This window comes from Telluria mixta (assembly GCF_029223865.1).
In the GTDB taxonomy this organism is placed as follows: Bacteria; Pseudomonadota; Gammaproteobacteria; order Burkholderiales; family Burkholderiaceae_D; genus Telluria; species Telluria mixta.
The window spans coordinates 6,833,820-6,848,592 of sequence record NZ_CP119520.1; the positions used below are offsets into that span (position 1 = coordinate 6,833,820).

A 14,773-nucleotide genomic window follows, 5' to 3' on the forward strand; every position below is an offset into this window, starting at 1 on the left:
CTGGTCATCGACTGCCACGGCCACTACACGACGGCGCCGAAAGCGCTGGAAGACTGGCGCAACGCGCAGGTCGCGAACCTGAACACGCCCGAGCTGGGCCCGCGCGTCTCGGACCTCAACATCAGCGACGACGAGCTGCGCGAGTCGATCGAGACGAACCAGCTGCGCCTGATGCGCGAACGCGGTTCCGACCTGACGATCTTTTCGCCGCGCGCCAGCTTCATGGCACACCACATCGGCGATAGGGAGACCAGCGCCACGTGGGCCGCGATCTGCAACGAGTTGTGCTACCGGGTGTCGCAGCTGTTCCCCGATCACTTCATCGGCGCCGCGATGCTGCCGCAATCGCCCGGCGTCGATCCGCGCACGTGCATTCCCGAACTGGAGCGCTGCGTGAAGGAATACGGCATGGTCGGCATCAACCTGAACCCCGATCCGTCGGGCGGCCACTGGACGTCGCCGCCGCTGTCCGACCGCCACTGGTATCCGATCTACGAAAAGATGGTCGAGTACGACATCCCGGCAATGATCCACGTGTCGACGAGCTGCAACCCGTGCTTCCACACGACGGGCGCGCACTACCTGAACGCCGACACGACCGCGTTCATGCAATGCCTGACGAGCGACCTGTTCAAGGATTTCCCCACGCTGAAATTCCTGATCCCGCACGGCGGCGGTGCGGTGCCTTACCACTGGGGCCGGTTCCGTGGCCTGGCGCAGGAGATGAAGAAGCCGCTGCTGCAGGATCACCTGCTGAACAACATCTTCTTCGACACCTGCGTGTACCACCAGCCGGGCATCGACCTGCTCACGAAAGTCATCCCGACGAAGAACGTGCTGTTCGCGTCCGAAATGATCGGCGCCGTGCGCGGCATCGATCCGGAAACGGGCCACTACTACGACGACACGAAGCGCTACATCCAGGCCGCGGCGCTGTCCGACGAAGACCGCTTCCAGATCTTCGAAGGCAATGCGCGCAGCGTCTTTGCTCGCCTGGACGCCGCACTGAAACAGAAAGGATTGTAAAAAATGACCACACCGCTGATGAACCAACTGGGTATCGTGAAACGCAATATCGGGCGCGCGGACCGCGCCGCGACGGAGCGCCTCGGCAAACTGGGTAGCGCGACCGTCCACGAAGCCATGGGCCGCGTGGGCCTGCTGAAGCCCTACATGCGGCCGATCTTCCCGGACCAGCAGGTGTCCGGCACCGCCGTCACCGTCCTGCTCCACCCGGGCGACAACTGGATGATGCACGTGGCGGCGGAACAGATCCAGCCGGGCGACATCGTCGTGGCGGCGATCACGGCCGAGTGCACGGACGGCTATTTCGGCGACCTGCTGGCGACGAGCTTCATGGCGCGCGGCGCGAAGGCGCTCGTCATCGACGCCGGCGTGCGCGACGTGCGCGTGCTGAAGGAGATGGGGTTTCCTGTCTGGAGCAAGGCAATCAGCGCCAAGGGCACGATCAAGGCGACGCTCGGCTCCGTCAACATCCCGGTGCTCTGCGCCGGCGCGCTCGTGAACCCGGGCGACGTGATCGTGGCCGATGACGACGGCGTCGTCGTGGTGCCGGCACCGGATGCCGCGCGCGTCGCCGACGTCGCCGAAAAGCGCGAATCGTTCGAGGGCGAGAAGCGCGCGAAGCTGGCGTCGGGCGTGCTGGGCCTGGACATGTACAAGATGCGCGAGCCGCTGGCGGCCGCGGGCCTGACCTACATCGACTGATCGGGCTCCCTGTCTACAGGAAACGCGCCCCGCCCTGCCAGACCAGCTGGATCCCGGTCACGAGCAGGCAGGCCTGCGAAATGCGGTAGAACCACACGAGGTTGATCCGGTCCTGCAGCCAGATGCCCAGCCGCACACCCAGCGGCACGAGCGGCGCGAGGACGAAGCTGGTGCCCAGGTTGTCGAGCGACAGCTGGCCCAGCCATGCGTACGGGACCAGCTTGACCGCGTTGACGGCCGCGAAGAACACGCTGATGGTGGCGACATAGCGCACCTTGTCCATGCGCTGCGGCAGCAGGTAGACCATGGCGGGCGGCCCGCCGGCATGGGCGAGGAAGCTGGTCAGGCCCGAGACCGCGGACCAGAAGGTGCCTTTCGCCACCGAGGGCCCGGCCTGGCGCTGGTGGGCGGTCAGGCCCAGCACGTTGTTGATCGTGAAGGCCACCGCGATGCCGCCGATCAGGATACGGATGACGTCCTCGCTCAGCATGCCGAACGTGAGGAAGCCCGCGACGATGCCGAGGAAAGCACCCGGCAACATGATGCGCAGCGTCGGCCTGTCCCATTTGCCGAAGTAGGCGCGCAGCCCCACGAGGTCCATCAGGCACAGCACCGGCAGCAGGATCGCGGCCGCCTGGACAGGCGGGATCGCCAGCGCCATCAGGGGCACGCCCACGCCGCCGAGCACGCCGCCGAAGCCGCCTTTCGAGATGCCGGTCAGCAGGACGGCCGGCACGGCGACGGCATAGAACAGCGGGTCGGCGATCAGCATGGCGACAACTCCGCCACCAGCTGCCGGATCAGGTTCTTCGCGGCCGGCGCCCCTTCGCTGCGGCGGAAGATGGCGGCCAGCTCCGACGTGACGGGCTCGCCGGCCAGCGGCTTGTAGACCACGTCCGGCAGCACCAGGGTCGAGGCCACCACGTCGGGCACGACCGCGACACCCATCCACAACGACACTTCGGTCAGCACCGTCAACAGATTGCCCGGCACCGACACGATGCGGGGCACGAAGCGGCCGCGCCGCCCGACTTCACGCGTCCCCAGGTCCTGTTCGGGCACGATGAAGTCGTCGTCCGCCAGCGCCCCGGCGTCGACCGCGGCGGCGCCGGCCAGGCGGTGGCTGGCCGGCAGCGCGACGCAGAAACGGTTGCGCTGCACGACGTGCACGCGCAATTCGTCGGGCAGCGCCATCGGCAGGCGCACGAAGCCGACATCCACATGCCCCTCCGCGACAAGGCCCGGCAGCCGCCCCATCGGCAGTTCGCTCGCCTGCAGCTGGACATCCGGCCAGTCGGCGCGAAACCGCCGCATCTGCTGCTGCAGGATGCTGGCCAGGGCGGCGGAACCGACGTAGCCGACGACGAGCCGGCCAAGCTCGCCGCGACCGGCGCGGCGGCCGACGCCGATGGCCTGGTCGAATTGCCGCAGGCTGGCGCGCGCCTGCTCGAGGAACAGCTCGCCGGCGCCGGTCAGGCGCACGCTGCGCTTGGTCCGCTGCAACAGCCGGGCCTGGAGCGTCCGCTCGATTTCCTGGATCTGCACGGTCAGCGTGGACGGGGCGATGCCGAGCCGCTCGGCGGCGCGGGCGAAATGCAACTCCTCGGCCACCGCCACGAAATAGCGGAAATGTCGCAGCTCCATCGGTCTCCAGGCAGGCATGAATATTCGGCAAGAGCGAATTATTTCACGTTTTTCCGTTAATGAATGAAATTCCCACATGCGGTGTAATGGCACTTCCCGCCGATCCCAGGAGCCCCCACGATGCCTGCCGACTCCCCCACGCGCTCCTCGTCGACGCGCCTGCTGCTGACGGCCTCGCTGGGCTGCGCCGTCACGGTCCTCGATACGAACCTGGTCGGGATCGTCCTGCCGGCCATCGCGCGCGACCTGGCGGCGACGTTCGCCGACATCGAATGGGTCGTGAGCGCCTACCTGCTGTGCTTCGCGGCCCTGCTCCTCCCCGCGGGCGCCATCGCCGACCGGGCCGGGCGCAGGCGCGTGCTGCTGCTGGGTCTCGCCATCTTCGCCGCGACGTCGCTGGCCTGCGGTGCCGCCCCGGACGCGCAGGCGCTCTACGTGGCGCGCGCCGCGCAGGGCGTCGGCGCGGCGTTCCTGCTGGCGCCCTCGCTGGCCGTGATCGGGCATGCCTTCCATGGCGAGCAGGAACGTGCGCGCGTGTGGCCTTCTGGGGCACGGTCATGGGCCTGACGATGGTGTGCTCACCGCTGATCGGCGGTGTCATCAGCCGCTGGTTCGGCTGGCGCTGGGCCTTCTTCGCCAACCTGCCGGTCTGCGCCGGACTGGCGCTCGCCGTCCTGCGCTGGGTGCCCGAATCGCGCGGCGCGGCGCAGCGCACGCTCGACCTGCCGGGCATCGGCCTGTTCGCGGCCGCGATGTTCGCCTTCACCTGGACGCTGATCTCCGGGCCCGCCCAGGGCTGGACCAGCCTGGCCGTGCTGGCACGCGCCGCCGCGGCGCTGGCCCTGTTCGCGCTGTTCGTCGCCACCGAGCGCCGGGTCCGCGCACCGATGCTCGACCTGTCCCTGTTCGCGCAGCGCCGTTTCGTCGGCGCCGTCGCGGCCATGCTGGCGTATGCGGCGTGCGCCCAGGTGATGGCGTCCCTGCTCCCGCTGTACCTGCAGAACGCGCGCGGCGCCACCGCGCTGGAAGCCGGCGTCGGCATGCTCCCCTTCGCCCTCGCGATGCTGCTGCTGCCGATGGCGGGACGGCGCCTGGCCGCGTTCATGGCGGGCTACCGGATTCTGGCGCTCGGCCTGGCAATCGTTGCGACCGGCAACCTGGTCATGGCGTGGTCGGCGAGCGTGCCGGGCCACCGGCTGCTGGACGTCATCGGCATGGCGATCCTCGGCGTCGGCGGAGGACTCCTCAACGGCGAGACCCAGAAGGCCATCATGGGGACCATCCCGCCGGAGCGGGCAGGCATGGCCTCCGGCATCAGCACCACGTCGCGCTTCTGCGGCATCCTGCTGGGCTTCGCCGGCATCGGCGCCGTGCTGGCCGGCGGCGTGCGCTCGGCCCTGCTGGCCGGCCTGCAGCACGCGGGCGTCGGGATCGCGCCGGACATGGTCGAGCGCCTGGTCGCGGGCGACGGCGGCGCGCTGCCGGCCGGGCTGGCCGGGCTGCTGCGGCGCAGTTTCGAATCCGGGTTTGCGCATGGCTTCCTGGCAGCGGGACTTGCCGCGGCTGCGGCGAGTGCGATCGTGGTCGGCTGCATGCGTGACCGTTCAACATGGTCGCGGCTGGTGAACATGAGAGATTGACCAGAATTACCACTGTCATTGTCAAAAACAACATTTTTAGTTGTCTTGATGCAACAAACAATGCATATTGTCACTTTTTGCGCGAGGCCTGCCCTAGACTTGGAATTTCACCAGAAACGTGCACGTCACCGGGTATCGAGCCATGTCGCAACAACATCAGGAGAAAGGAACATGGCGGCCGCTCGTGTTGGCAACGACCGTTTTCCTGTTTGGAATTGCATCCGGCCTCGGACTGCACGGCCAGCGAGTGGAACGTACACAGCGCCGGCTCACGCTGGACAATGAAGAGGCGGCCCGACAATATGCTTTTCTCGCCCAGCGCCAGCTCGACGCCTACGCGAGCACGGGCCTCAGCCTGGCGGCCCACATCGGCACCAGCAATGCCATCAGCGATGCGACCGTCAATGCCTATGTCGATTCGGCGCGCCACTTCGAACGACTGAAGGGAATTCGTGCCTACGGCTACCTGCCGCGGCTGGCCCCCGAACTCGCCGACGAATTCGAGCATCGCGTGCAAGCCGACATGCCGGGGTACCACATCCGCGGCAAGCGTCCGCGCGCCGATTTTTATTATCCCGTGCTTTACCTGGCCGATCCGGACCCGGCGCGGGCGGCGATCGTGCGCGGCATCGACTTTTCCATCTTTCCGGAGCGTCTGGCCGCCATCCGCAAGGCATTGGCCACCGGTGCGCCCGCAGCGACTCGCGTGCACGCATCCGTGCACGATTTTGCGAAGATTCCTGTCGTGCTGACGTTCACCCCGGTACGAACTGCCGATCGCCATGTCGATCGCGGCGTCGGGGCCGGTGTCGTGTTCTCCGTCATGCGTGTCGCCGAGCTTTTCGAAGGCATCGATAACGGCAAGTTGACGCGCGCCTTTGCCCTTGCCGTCCACGAGCAGGACGGGCCGGCCAGGCGGCTGGTATATGCGTCCGACAATGACGCCTTCCGCCAGGCCGATGCCGATCCCGCGCACGTCGTCTACGCGACCACGCTTCGCTTTACCGACAGGACCTGGCACATGCGAATCCTGTCCAAGCCATCCGGGCGGTCGGCCGATGCCTTCGGCGACTGGCCATGGCTGACAGCCACCCTGCTCGCGTCGCTGATCGCCGCGTTCGGAACCTACAGGCTCGCGCTGCGCCAGCGCGACCGCCGTATCCGGTCGGAGATGGCACAACGCTTCGAGGTCTTGCTGGACTCCCATCCGTTCGCCGTGTACGCCGCCGACCGGGCCGGCAATTTCGTATTCGTGAACCGCAAGATGCAGCAGGAGCTGGGACTCTCTCAGCAGCAGTTAATCGGCGCGTCGTCCACGCTGTTCATGGCCCCGTCCAGCCAGGCGGTGGCCGGGGCGGCATTCCGGAAGGCCCTGCATGGCGAGGCCCTGGCCTATCACGCGTCCGTGCACAACGGGCACGGCGCGGAAGTGGACCTGGCCGTCGTCCTGGTACCGGTCATCGTGGCGGGACAGGTGGATCGGGTGCTCGGCTTCGCGGAGAACGTCACCGAGCGCAAGCGCTTCGAACGGGAACTGCACGAGTCGCGCGAAATGCTGCGGCTGATCCTCGACACGATTCCGGACCGCGTGTTCTGGAAGGATCGCGAGTCGCGTTTCATCGGGGCGAACCGCCATATGGTCGACGCGGCCGGCCTGCCTTCCGCCGAACGTATCGTCGGCCTGACCGATGCCGACATGCCCTGGATGGGTGCTGCCGCCCACTACCAGGACGAGGACCGGGAAATCCTCGCGAGCGGCCGCAGCCTCCTGAACATGCAACGCCCGCAAACGACGGAGGACGGCGAGGTCCGCTGGTTCGACGTCAGCAAGCTGCCGCTGACGGACGATGCCGGCACGGTCGCGGGCGTGCTCGGGATCGTGCGCGACATTACGCAGCACAAGCGGATGGAAGAAGAGTTGACCAGGCGCGCCAACCACGACAGCCTGACAGGCTTGCCGAACCGCGCGTTCTTCCATTCCCAGCTGAACCACGCCATCGTCCGCGCACAACGGCGTCGCACGGGGATGGCCCTCATGTATTTCGATATCGACCGTTTTAAACAAATCAACGACACGCATGGGCACGACGCCGGCGACCAGGTGATCCGCCTGTTCGCCGACCGCGTCTGCGCCAACCTGCGCGCATCCGATTTCGTCGCCCGCCTTGGAGGCGATGAATTCGTGCTGATCGTCGAAGACATGGCGGAGCCGGACGTTGCACGCCATCTGGCGGGCAAACTGCTGGCGTCGATGGAAGAACCGCTCGCTATCGACGGACAGGCGCTCCGGATCAGTACCAGTATCGGCATCGCGGTGTTCGACGGCACCATGACTGCCAGCCAGTTGATCAAGGCGGCGGACGACGCGATGTACGAAGCCAAGCGCGGCGGCCGTAACTGTTTCCGCCCGCTCGCGCGCTAGTCCATCAGATACCGCCCGGGACGTAGAGCGGCATCGAATCTTCCCACTTACTGTCGGTCAGCATCCGTTTGTTCGTACCGTCGGCGTTCATGATGTAGATCTGTCCGTACTGCTGGAAGGTCTGGTCGTACAGTGCGGCTTCATCGCGGAAGCCGTGCTGCGAACCGCTCCACATGATGCGCCCGTCCGCCGACCACACGGCATGACCGTCGCTGGACGGATGATCGGTACAGCGGAACAGCCCTGTGCCGTCGGGCCGGATCGTGTAGACGTCGTAGTTGTTGTCCTCTCGGCGACGGGTGAAGACGATGCGCTTGCCGTCCGGCGACCAGCCCGGCAGGTTGTCGAACCCCTGCGTGAGCACGCGGATGGTCTTCGTTTCCAGGTTCAGGATGCGCAGCCCCTTCTCCTTCTCGCTCCACACGCGGAACACGATTTCCTTGCCATCCTTCGAATAGCTCGGGAAACCCGAGTGGATGCTGCCGTCCGTCAGTTGCTCGGCGCCGCTGCCGTCGCGGCGCACGCGCCAGATGGCCGCGGTCATCGTCTGGCGCTCCGCGAACCAGTAGCCGAGGCCGAAGGCGATCCATTGGCCGTCCGGCGACCAGGCGGGCTGGAACGCGCCGGCGAGGCCCATGCGCACTTTCGCTTCCTCGAGCCCGCGGCCGGACGATTCGAAGACCTTGCGCTTGTCCGATCCGTCCGGACGCATGATCTCGATGGAGCTGTTACCCGTCTGCTTGTCCGTGTAGACGATCCAGCCGTCGTGCGACATTTGCGGATACACGTCGGTAAAGCGGTAATCCCACTGCGCATCCCAGCTGAACAGCGGCTTGAACATGGACCGCACGGGCTTGAACGACACCTTTTCGTAGATGACCGATTTGCCGTCCCCGGTCCAGCTGGGCGAGCGCACGAACGCCATCTTGACCGGCGGCCGGTCCGACGTGTAGGCCAGGCCCTCGTTCGGACCGTACTTGATCAGGTAGCCGATTTCCGTGTCGTTGATGAATTGCGGCGACAGGCGCAATTCGTTGCCCGACGTGTGCTCGATCCGTTCTCCGTTCGCGACGTCGACCGACACGATCTGCGAGACCGCCTTGCCGTAATAATTGGGACGGCGCGCGCCCCACGTCGCCTCGACGAGCATCTCGTAGAACACGATGCGCTTGCCGTCAGGAGACCACTTCGGCGAACCCTGGCAGTAACCCGGCCGCGACGAGACCTTGCGGAAGCCCGTGCCGTCGGGACGGATGATGTAGATGCTGCACTCCTGCGTATGCTCCCAGCCGTGGCCCTGGTCGTGACCCGTCCACGTGGTGTTGCGGTCACTCGAGAAGGCGATCCACTGGCCGTCCGGCGACCACGACGGGCGGAAATAACAGTCTGGCATGCCTTCCTTGCCGCGCACGGCGCCCGCGCCCGTCAACTGTTTGAGCTTGCCGGTCTTGACGTCCTTCACCCAGATGTTGGCGCGGTAGCCGTTGCGCGTGGAGACGAAGGCGAGCCTGCCGCCGTCGGGAGACAATGCCGCGGCGTCGTCCATGGCGTCGCTGTCGACGAGGGCTTCGATGCCGGTGCCGTCGGCACGGGCGCGGTAGATGTCGGACTGGCCGTCGGCGCGCCGTTCGGACGTGAACACCAGCCAGTCGCCGTGCGCCGACAGGCTGCCGTTGTACTCGTACGCGCTGTCGGCCAGCAGCTTGCGCTCGTTCGAGCCGTCCAGGCTGGCGATGTACAGTTCCGAGACCGACGGCGCGATGCGGTTCATCAGCATCACCCCTTTCTTTGCCGCCGTGGTGGCGGCAAATGCCGGCAGTTGCGTTGCCATGGTGGCGGCCGCGCCGATCAGTCGTAAAGCCCTTCTGCGATCCATTCCGTGTGCTCCTGATAATAATTTTTGAGTGCTTCAGGATTCACGATACCGGTGCGCGCCGGCGAAGTCACTGCACAAAACTCATATTCACCTGCACTTTCGGACAGCGCCTACCGCACGACGGTCACGCTCACCGCCGCACGCACGGCCGCGGAACGCCCGCTGTCCGCCAGCAAGCCGGAGGCGGGATCGATGCCGAACACGTTGACCGTCCCGCTCTTCTGGTGCGCGACCAGCAGCCAGCGTCCCGACGGGTGCAGCGTAAAACTCCACGGCGCCTGTCCGCCCGACGGCACGCGCTGGATTTCGGCCAGCATCCCCGTCGCAGCGTCCACGCGGTACACGAGCAGCGTGTTGTCGCCGCGGTTGGCGGCATACACGAAGCGCCCGTCGGGACTTACCGCGACCTCGGCGCCGCTGGACTGCCCCGTGAACGCGGCATCGTCCATCGCCAGCGCCTGCACGAGCGCGAGCCGGCCTTCACGGGGATCCCAGCGCAGCACCATCAACTGTGCCGTCAATTCGTTCACCAGGTAGGCGTAGCGCCCATCCGCACCGAACACGAGATGGCGCGGGCCGCTGCCCGGCGGAACAGCGAAGGCACCGTGTGGCGCGAGGACACGCGTGGCCCGGTCGAACGCGACCACGAAGACCCGGTCGGCGCCGAGGTCGGGCACGAGCACGAAGCGGCCCGACGGATCGACGGCCGCGCCATGCGCATGCGCGCTGGCCTGGCGCCGGTGCGGGCCGGAACCCGTCTCCGCCAGCGTGGAGACGAGCGCGCCGAGGCGGCCGGCCTGGTCGAGCGCGATGCTGGACACCGACCCGCCGGCGAAATTCGCCGCCAGCAGCGTGCGCGCCGGCGCGTCCAGCGCCAGAAACGTCGTACCGTTGCCGCCGGCGGCAACCTCGCCCATCGTCGCCAGCGCGCCCGTCGCGCGGTCGATCGCGTAGGCGATGACCCTGCCGGGACGCGCATTGTCGTCGTCCACGCCGTACAGGATCGGCAGGCGCGGATGCGCGACGGCCCACGTGGTGCGCGCGCCTTGCGCGGCCGGGCCGATCGCGGCCAGCGCACCGCTGCCCGGATCGAAGCGCAGCGCGTGGACCTCGCGGCCCTGCGTGCCCACGTAAACCAGCTCCGCAGGGACATCGTGCGCGCGGACGGGAACTGCGGCGCAGGCGACCAGGGCGCCTGCGCCGCGCATGAATGAACGGCGGCGGAGATTCGGTGTCATGTGCGCCATTGTAGGCGGCATCCGCACGCCCGTCCCTGCACGAATCTCATGTTCGCTGGGATTTTTTTTGCGCGTGGAAGCGTTCCGAAAAAAGTGCCAGCGAATCGCCTTTCCGTCCAAAGGCAGGACGAAGCGTATCGCATAGCATCCATTGGCCATCGCGGCTACCCGACGATAAGCGGCCGCCGATGAGCCCCCTTGACAACAAATCGAAACCGGATGGAGACATGACGAACAATTCGCGCAAGGCCGCACTGGGCCTTTCCCTCGCCTTCTGTGTCGGCGCCTGTGCCCAGGCCCAGGAAACGGTGGAGCCGCACGGCCCGCCGGGCAACTGGAACGACACGTATATCGGCGCCCGCTATTCCGACAACTTCCACTTTCCCGGCAACGCCGCGAAGGTCACGCAGAAGATCGGCTTCCTCAGCACGGCCGGCGGCTTCAGGTACGGCACCTATGTGTTCAACGCCGACTTCCTCGTCTCGGACAAGAACAACCCCGAAGCGGGCGGCACCCGCGGCGCGCAGGAAGTCTACAGCGTCGGCCGCGTCGATTTCAGCGCGTCGCGCGTGTTCGGCCATCCCATCGGCGGCGGCATCGTCCGCGACGTCGGCCTCACCACCGGCTACGAATTCAGCGCCAAGGACGATGCCTTCGCCAACCGCGCACGCATGCTCGTGCTGGGACCGAGCGTGCAGTTCGCCGTCCCGCGCGGCTACTGGAACGCGATGGTCGGCTGGCGCACCGAGGACAACTACAACGGCATCGTCCACAAGGACGTCAAATACGACACGGCCGCGCACGCGGAAACGGCCTGGATGATCCCGTTCGGCCTGGGTCCGGCGCCCGTCGTGTTCAAGGGCTTCCTGTCGCTCACGGGACCGAAGGGCAAGGACGGCTTCCATACCGAGACGAAGACGGAAACCCTCACGCGCATGTCGCTGCTGGTCGACGTCGGCGCCCTCGCCGGCCACCCGCGCACGTTTTACTTCGGACCGGGCTACGAATACTGGCACAACATGTTCGGCACGCCGCCGACGGAAGCGGCCGGCACGCGGCGCTCGGCCTTCACGCTCGTCGGCGAAGTCCACTTCTGACGTTTTCCCGCTCGCCCCTGAACGCCCGCGCCACGCGGGCGTTTTCATTTCGGAGGCCAGCGCACAAAGGTGCAAGCGAATGTCGGTTTTGTGCAGAGCCTTGCGCCGCCCGTTTCTTTACGCTTGCCTCCATCGCAATACCGATGGAGGCAGCACACCACTTTCGCGACACAGGCAACACCCCTCGCCCGGTCCGTAACACGCATTGCACATCCCGATCCAACGACAGCCAGGCCGCAGCGCAGGGGCAGACAGCACAACAATCAAGGAGACAATGTGAGTAGACTACAAGACCTTCTGGTCTGCGGCGCGGGCGTATTCGCCATCGCCGCACCGGCATCGGCGCAAAGCGACAACGCGGCGCCCGCACCATCCACCGATACAGCAACACCCGCGGCACCGATCACGTCGATCGTCGTCACGGGCTCGCGTGTGATCCGCAACGGCGACAGCAGTCCGTCGCCGGTCACGGTGGTGAGCACGGACGACCTGCTGACGGCGAAGCCCGGCGCCACGCTGGCGGAGGCACTGAACACGCTGCCCGTGTTCGCCGGCTCGCGCGGCGCGTCCAGCAACCCGACGACCGCCGGCAGCGCGGCCGGCGGCAGCGGCTCGGCCAACCAGCTCAACCTGCGCAACATCGGCGCCACGCGCACGCTGGTCCTCATGGACGGCAAGCGCGTACCGCCCACGCTGTACAACAGCGCCGTCGACGTCGACCTGATCCCGCAGGCGTTCGTGGAGCGCGTGGACATCGTCACGGGCGGCGTCTCCGCCGTGTACGGCTCGGATGCGATGTCCGGCGTCGTCAACTACATCATCGACCGCAAGTTCAACGGCTTCAAGGCCGACGCCAGCTATGGCCAGTCGACCTACGGCGACGCCGGCAAGCGCGACCTCAGCCTCGCCTGGGGCGCGAAGCTCGGCAAAGGGCTGCACGTGGAAGCGGGCATCGAAGCGCGCAAGGACGACGGCATCGACCACCGTTCCGACCGCGACTGGCTGAACCTCGTCGGCGTGACGGGTGCCGGCACGGCCACCAATCCTTACGTGCTGCAGACGAACCTGCACCAGAAGTCGTTCCCGTTCGGCGGCCTGGTCACGAGCGGCGCGCTGAACGGCCAGACGTTCAAGCAGAACGGCGTATTGAGCCCGTTCGTGGCCGGCACCGCGACCGGCACGACGGCCATCCAGCAGGGCGGCGACGGCGGCTACTGGGATTCCGGCCTGCTCGCGCGGCTGAAAGGCACGCAGCTGTTCGGCCGTATCGACTACGACGTCGCCGCCGGCACGCACGCCTATGCGCAGGTGTCGGGCAACCTCAAGACCAACACGAGTTTCGCGGAGACGGACCAGCTGAACAACGTGACACTGCGCCGCACGAACGCCTTCCTGCCCGCGCAATACCAGGCGCTGATCCCGACGACGCAGCCGACCTTCACGTACAGCCAGTTCCTGAGCGAGATCCCGCGCCTGCAGGCGGATTCGGACACGAAGCAATGGGTGTTCGTGACGGGCCTCGACGGCAAGCTGGGCGGCGCCAGGTGGAACGTCGACTACACCTACGGCCGGTCGCACCTCGAGACGTCCCTGTCCAACGTCATCAACCGCCAGAACCTGTCCGCGGCGCTGGACGCGGTGACGAGCAACGGCCAGACCGTCTGCAACATCACCGTGACGAATCCGGGCCTCGCCGACAACTGCGTCCCGTTCAACGCCTTCGGCCCGACGGCCGCGTCGCAGCAGGCGATCGACTACGTCACGGACACCGCCCGCTTCGATTCCACGACCGTGATGCACGACGTGACCGCGGCCATCACGGGCAGCCCGTTCGACGGCTGGGCGGGTCCCGTGAACGCGGCGCTGTCGGCGGAATGGCGGGATTTGACCTTCTCGTCGCACAGCAGCGCACGGCCGACGGACCTCGTCAACTGCACGGGCCTGGGCCTGAACTGCGCGACCGGCAGCACGCTGACGGAATACGTGTTCGGCGAAAGTCCGCAAGGCGTCGGCCAGCGTGTGGCTGAAATCGCGGGCGAACTGGACGTACCGTTGCTGCGCGACCTGCCGTTCGCGAAGAAACTCGACCTGAACACGGCGGCGCGCTACACGAAGTACGACCGCAGCGGCAATTACTGGACGTGGAAGGCGGGCATCGAGTGGAGCATCACGGACCAGCTGCGCGTGCGCGGTGCACGGTCGCGCGACATCCGCGCTCCCACCTTGTACGACCTGTATGCGCCGCGTTCGCAGGTGATCGTGCGCCCGACCGACCTGCTGACGGGCGCCAGCCCCGCCGTGCCGCAGATCGACGAATCGAACCCGAACCTGACCGCGGAAATCGGCAACACGACGACGCTCGGTGTCGTGTGGAAGCCCGCAGCGAAGCTGAGCTTCGCGGTCGACGCCTACCGCATCAAGATCTCGGACGCGATCACCACGGTGTCCGGCTCGACGACGGCGTTCCAGACCGCGTGCTACCAAAGCGGCGGCACGTCGCCCTATTGCTCGTTGCAGGTACGGCCGAACGGGTACACGGACAAGTCGACGGCGAATGCCGTCACCACGTGGATCAACCGCAGCGTGAACATCTCGAACATCGAGACGTATGGCCTGGACTTCGAGACGAACTGGTCGACGCGCCTGTTCGACCGCCCGGCATCGCTGCGCTTCCTGACGGCGTGGCAGCCACACGTCATCTACCGCCAGCCGGGGCTCGCGACGATCGACCAGGGCGGCGCCGCGTTCGGCGCCGGCGGCATGGCGGCGACGCCGTCCGTGCGCGTGTCGGCCTACCTGCGCTTCCGCCCGATGGACGACCTGACGGTGGACGTCACGGGACGCTGGCGCAATGCGATGAAGCTGAGCGGTGATCCGACCGAGGTCTGGCTGGACAACCACATCGCGTCGTTCGGCACGGCGGGCATCAATCTGGCATACAAGCTGGGATGGGGCGATGGCGACGTGCAGGTGTATGTCAACGTCGACAACGTGTTCAACAAGGTGCCGCCGATCGGGGCGTTTTCGGGCAATGGTACCCGGGCGGGGCTGAGGGATGGCTTTGCGCTGGGTGACGATCCGCGTGGACGCTATTTCACGGTCGGGATCCGGTCGATGTTCTAACCAAA

9 protein-coding genes and 1 pseudogene are annotated in these 14,773 nt (G+C 66.8%); 6 read left to right on the top strand and 4 right to left on the bottom strand.

Features of this window, described 5'->3' with window-relative positions; translation table 11 throughout:
- On the top strand, window positions 1-1,026 hold the full coding sequence (locus P0M04_RS30030; protein ID WP_259450455.1) for an amidohydrolase family protein: 1,026 nt from the start codon (window positions 1-3) through the stop codon (window positions 1,024-1,026).
- An 18-nt stretch (window positions 1,027-1,044) separates the two neighbouring features.
- Entirely contained in the window at window positions 1,045-1,728 is a 684-nt protein-coding gene (ligK, locus tag P0M04_RS30035) for a 4-carboxy-4-hydroxy-2-oxoadipate aldolase/oxaloacetate decarboxylase (protein WP_281042464.1), read from the top strand.
- 13 nt (window positions 1,729-1,741) lie between these two features.
- Here the strand turns inward: ligK and P0M04_RS30040 are convergent, their stop codons facing one another.
- On the bottom strand, window positions 1,742-2,500 hold the full coding sequence (locus P0M04_RS30040; RefSeq protein WP_259450207.1) for a sulfite exporter TauE/SafE family protein: 759 nt from the start codon (window positions 2,498-2,500) through the stop codon (window positions 1,742-1,744).
- Entirely contained in the window at window positions 2,494-3,372 is an 879-nt protein-coding gene (locus P0M04_RS30045) for a LysR substrate-binding domain-containing protein (RefSeq protein ID WP_259450208.1), read from the bottom strand. Before P0M04_RS30045 ends, P0M04_RS30040 begins: the two co-directional genes overlap by 7 nt.
- A gap of 120 nt (window positions 3,373-3,492) precedes the next feature.
- Between P0M04_RS30045 and P0M04_RS30055 the strand changes: the two are divergent.
- Both P0M04_RS30055 and P0M04_RS30060 read left to right on the top strand, forming a co-directional pair.
- Window positions 3,493-5,012 (top strand): annotated as a pseudogene (locus tag P0M04_RS30055) (MFS transporter).
- A 142-nt stretch (window positions 5,013-5,154) separates the two neighbouring features.
- Window positions 5,155-7,434 carry a sensor domain-containing diguanylate cyclase gene (locus tag P0M04_RS30060; RefSeq protein ID WP_259450211.1) on the top strand — a complete coding sequence of 760 codons (2,280 nt, stop codon included), beginning with the start codon at window positions 5,155-5,157 and terminating at the stop codon, window positions 7,432-7,434.
- 4 nt (window positions 7,435-7,438) lie between these two features.
- On the opposite strand, the gene P0M04_RS30065 is transcribed toward P0M04_RS30060, so the two are convergent.
- Both P0M04_RS30065 and P0M04_RS30070 read right to left on the bottom strand, forming a co-directional pair.
- Window positions 7,439-9,265 (bottom strand): TolB-like translocation protein, encoded by a 1,827-nt coding sequence (locus tag P0M04_RS30065; RefSeq protein ID WP_259450212.1) that lies wholly within the window; start codon window positions 9,263-9,265, stop codon window positions 7,439-7,441.
- Between the two features lie 155 nt (window positions 9,266-9,420).
- Window positions 9,421-10,548: a lactonase family protein gene (locus tag P0M04_RS30070; RefSeq protein ID WP_259450213.1), complete on the bottom strand. Its 1,128-nt coding sequence runs from the start codon at window positions 10,546-10,548 to the stop codon at window positions 9,421-9,423.
- Window positions 10,549-10,775: 227 nt separating this feature from the next.
- Between P0M04_RS30070 and P0M04_RS30075 the strand changes: the two genes are divergently transcribed.
- Complete coding sequence (locus P0M04_RS30075; RefSeq protein WP_259450214.1) at window positions 10,776-11,645, top strand: hypothetical protein; 870 nt, start codon at window positions 10,776-10,778, stop codon at window positions 11,643-11,645.
- A gap of 276 nt (window positions 11,646-11,921) precedes the next feature.
- On the top strand, window positions 11,922-14,768 hold the full coding sequence (locus P0M04_RS30080) for a TonB-dependent receptor domain-containing protein (RefSeq protein WP_259450215.1): 2,847 nt from the start codon (window positions 11,922-11,924) through the stop codon (window positions 14,766-14,768).
- Window positions 14,769-14,773 lie beyond the last annotated feature (5 nt).

Coding starts and splice junctions, on each gene's coding strand:
- ligK (WP_281042464.1), top strand. CDS start 1,045: ATGAACCAACTGGGTATCGTGAAACGCAATATCGGGCGCGCGGACCGC.
- P0M04_RS30040 (WP_259450207.1), bottom strand. CDS start 2,500: ATGCTGATCGCCGACCCGCTGTTCTATGCCGTCGCCGTGCCGGCCGTC.
- P0M04_RS30045 (WP_259450208.1), bottom strand. CDS start 3,372: ATGGAGCTGCGACATTTCCGCTATTTCGTGGCGGTGGCCGAGGAGTTG.
- P0M04_RS30060 (WP_259450211.1), top strand. CDS start 5,155: ATGTCGCAACAACATCAGGAGAAAGGAACATGGCGGCCGCTCGTGTTG.
- P0M04_RS30065 (WP_259450212.1), bottom strand. CDS start 9,265: ATGGCAACGCAACTGCCGGCATTTGCCGCCACCACGGCGGCAAAGAAA.
- P0M04_RS30070 (WP_259450213.1), bottom strand. CDS start 10,548: ATGACACCGAATCTCCGCCGCCGTTCATTCATGCGCGGCGCAGGCGCC.
- P0M04_RS30075 (WP_259450214.1), top strand. CDS start 10,776: ATGACGAACAATTCGCGCAAGGCCGCACTGGGCCTTTCCCTCGCCTTC.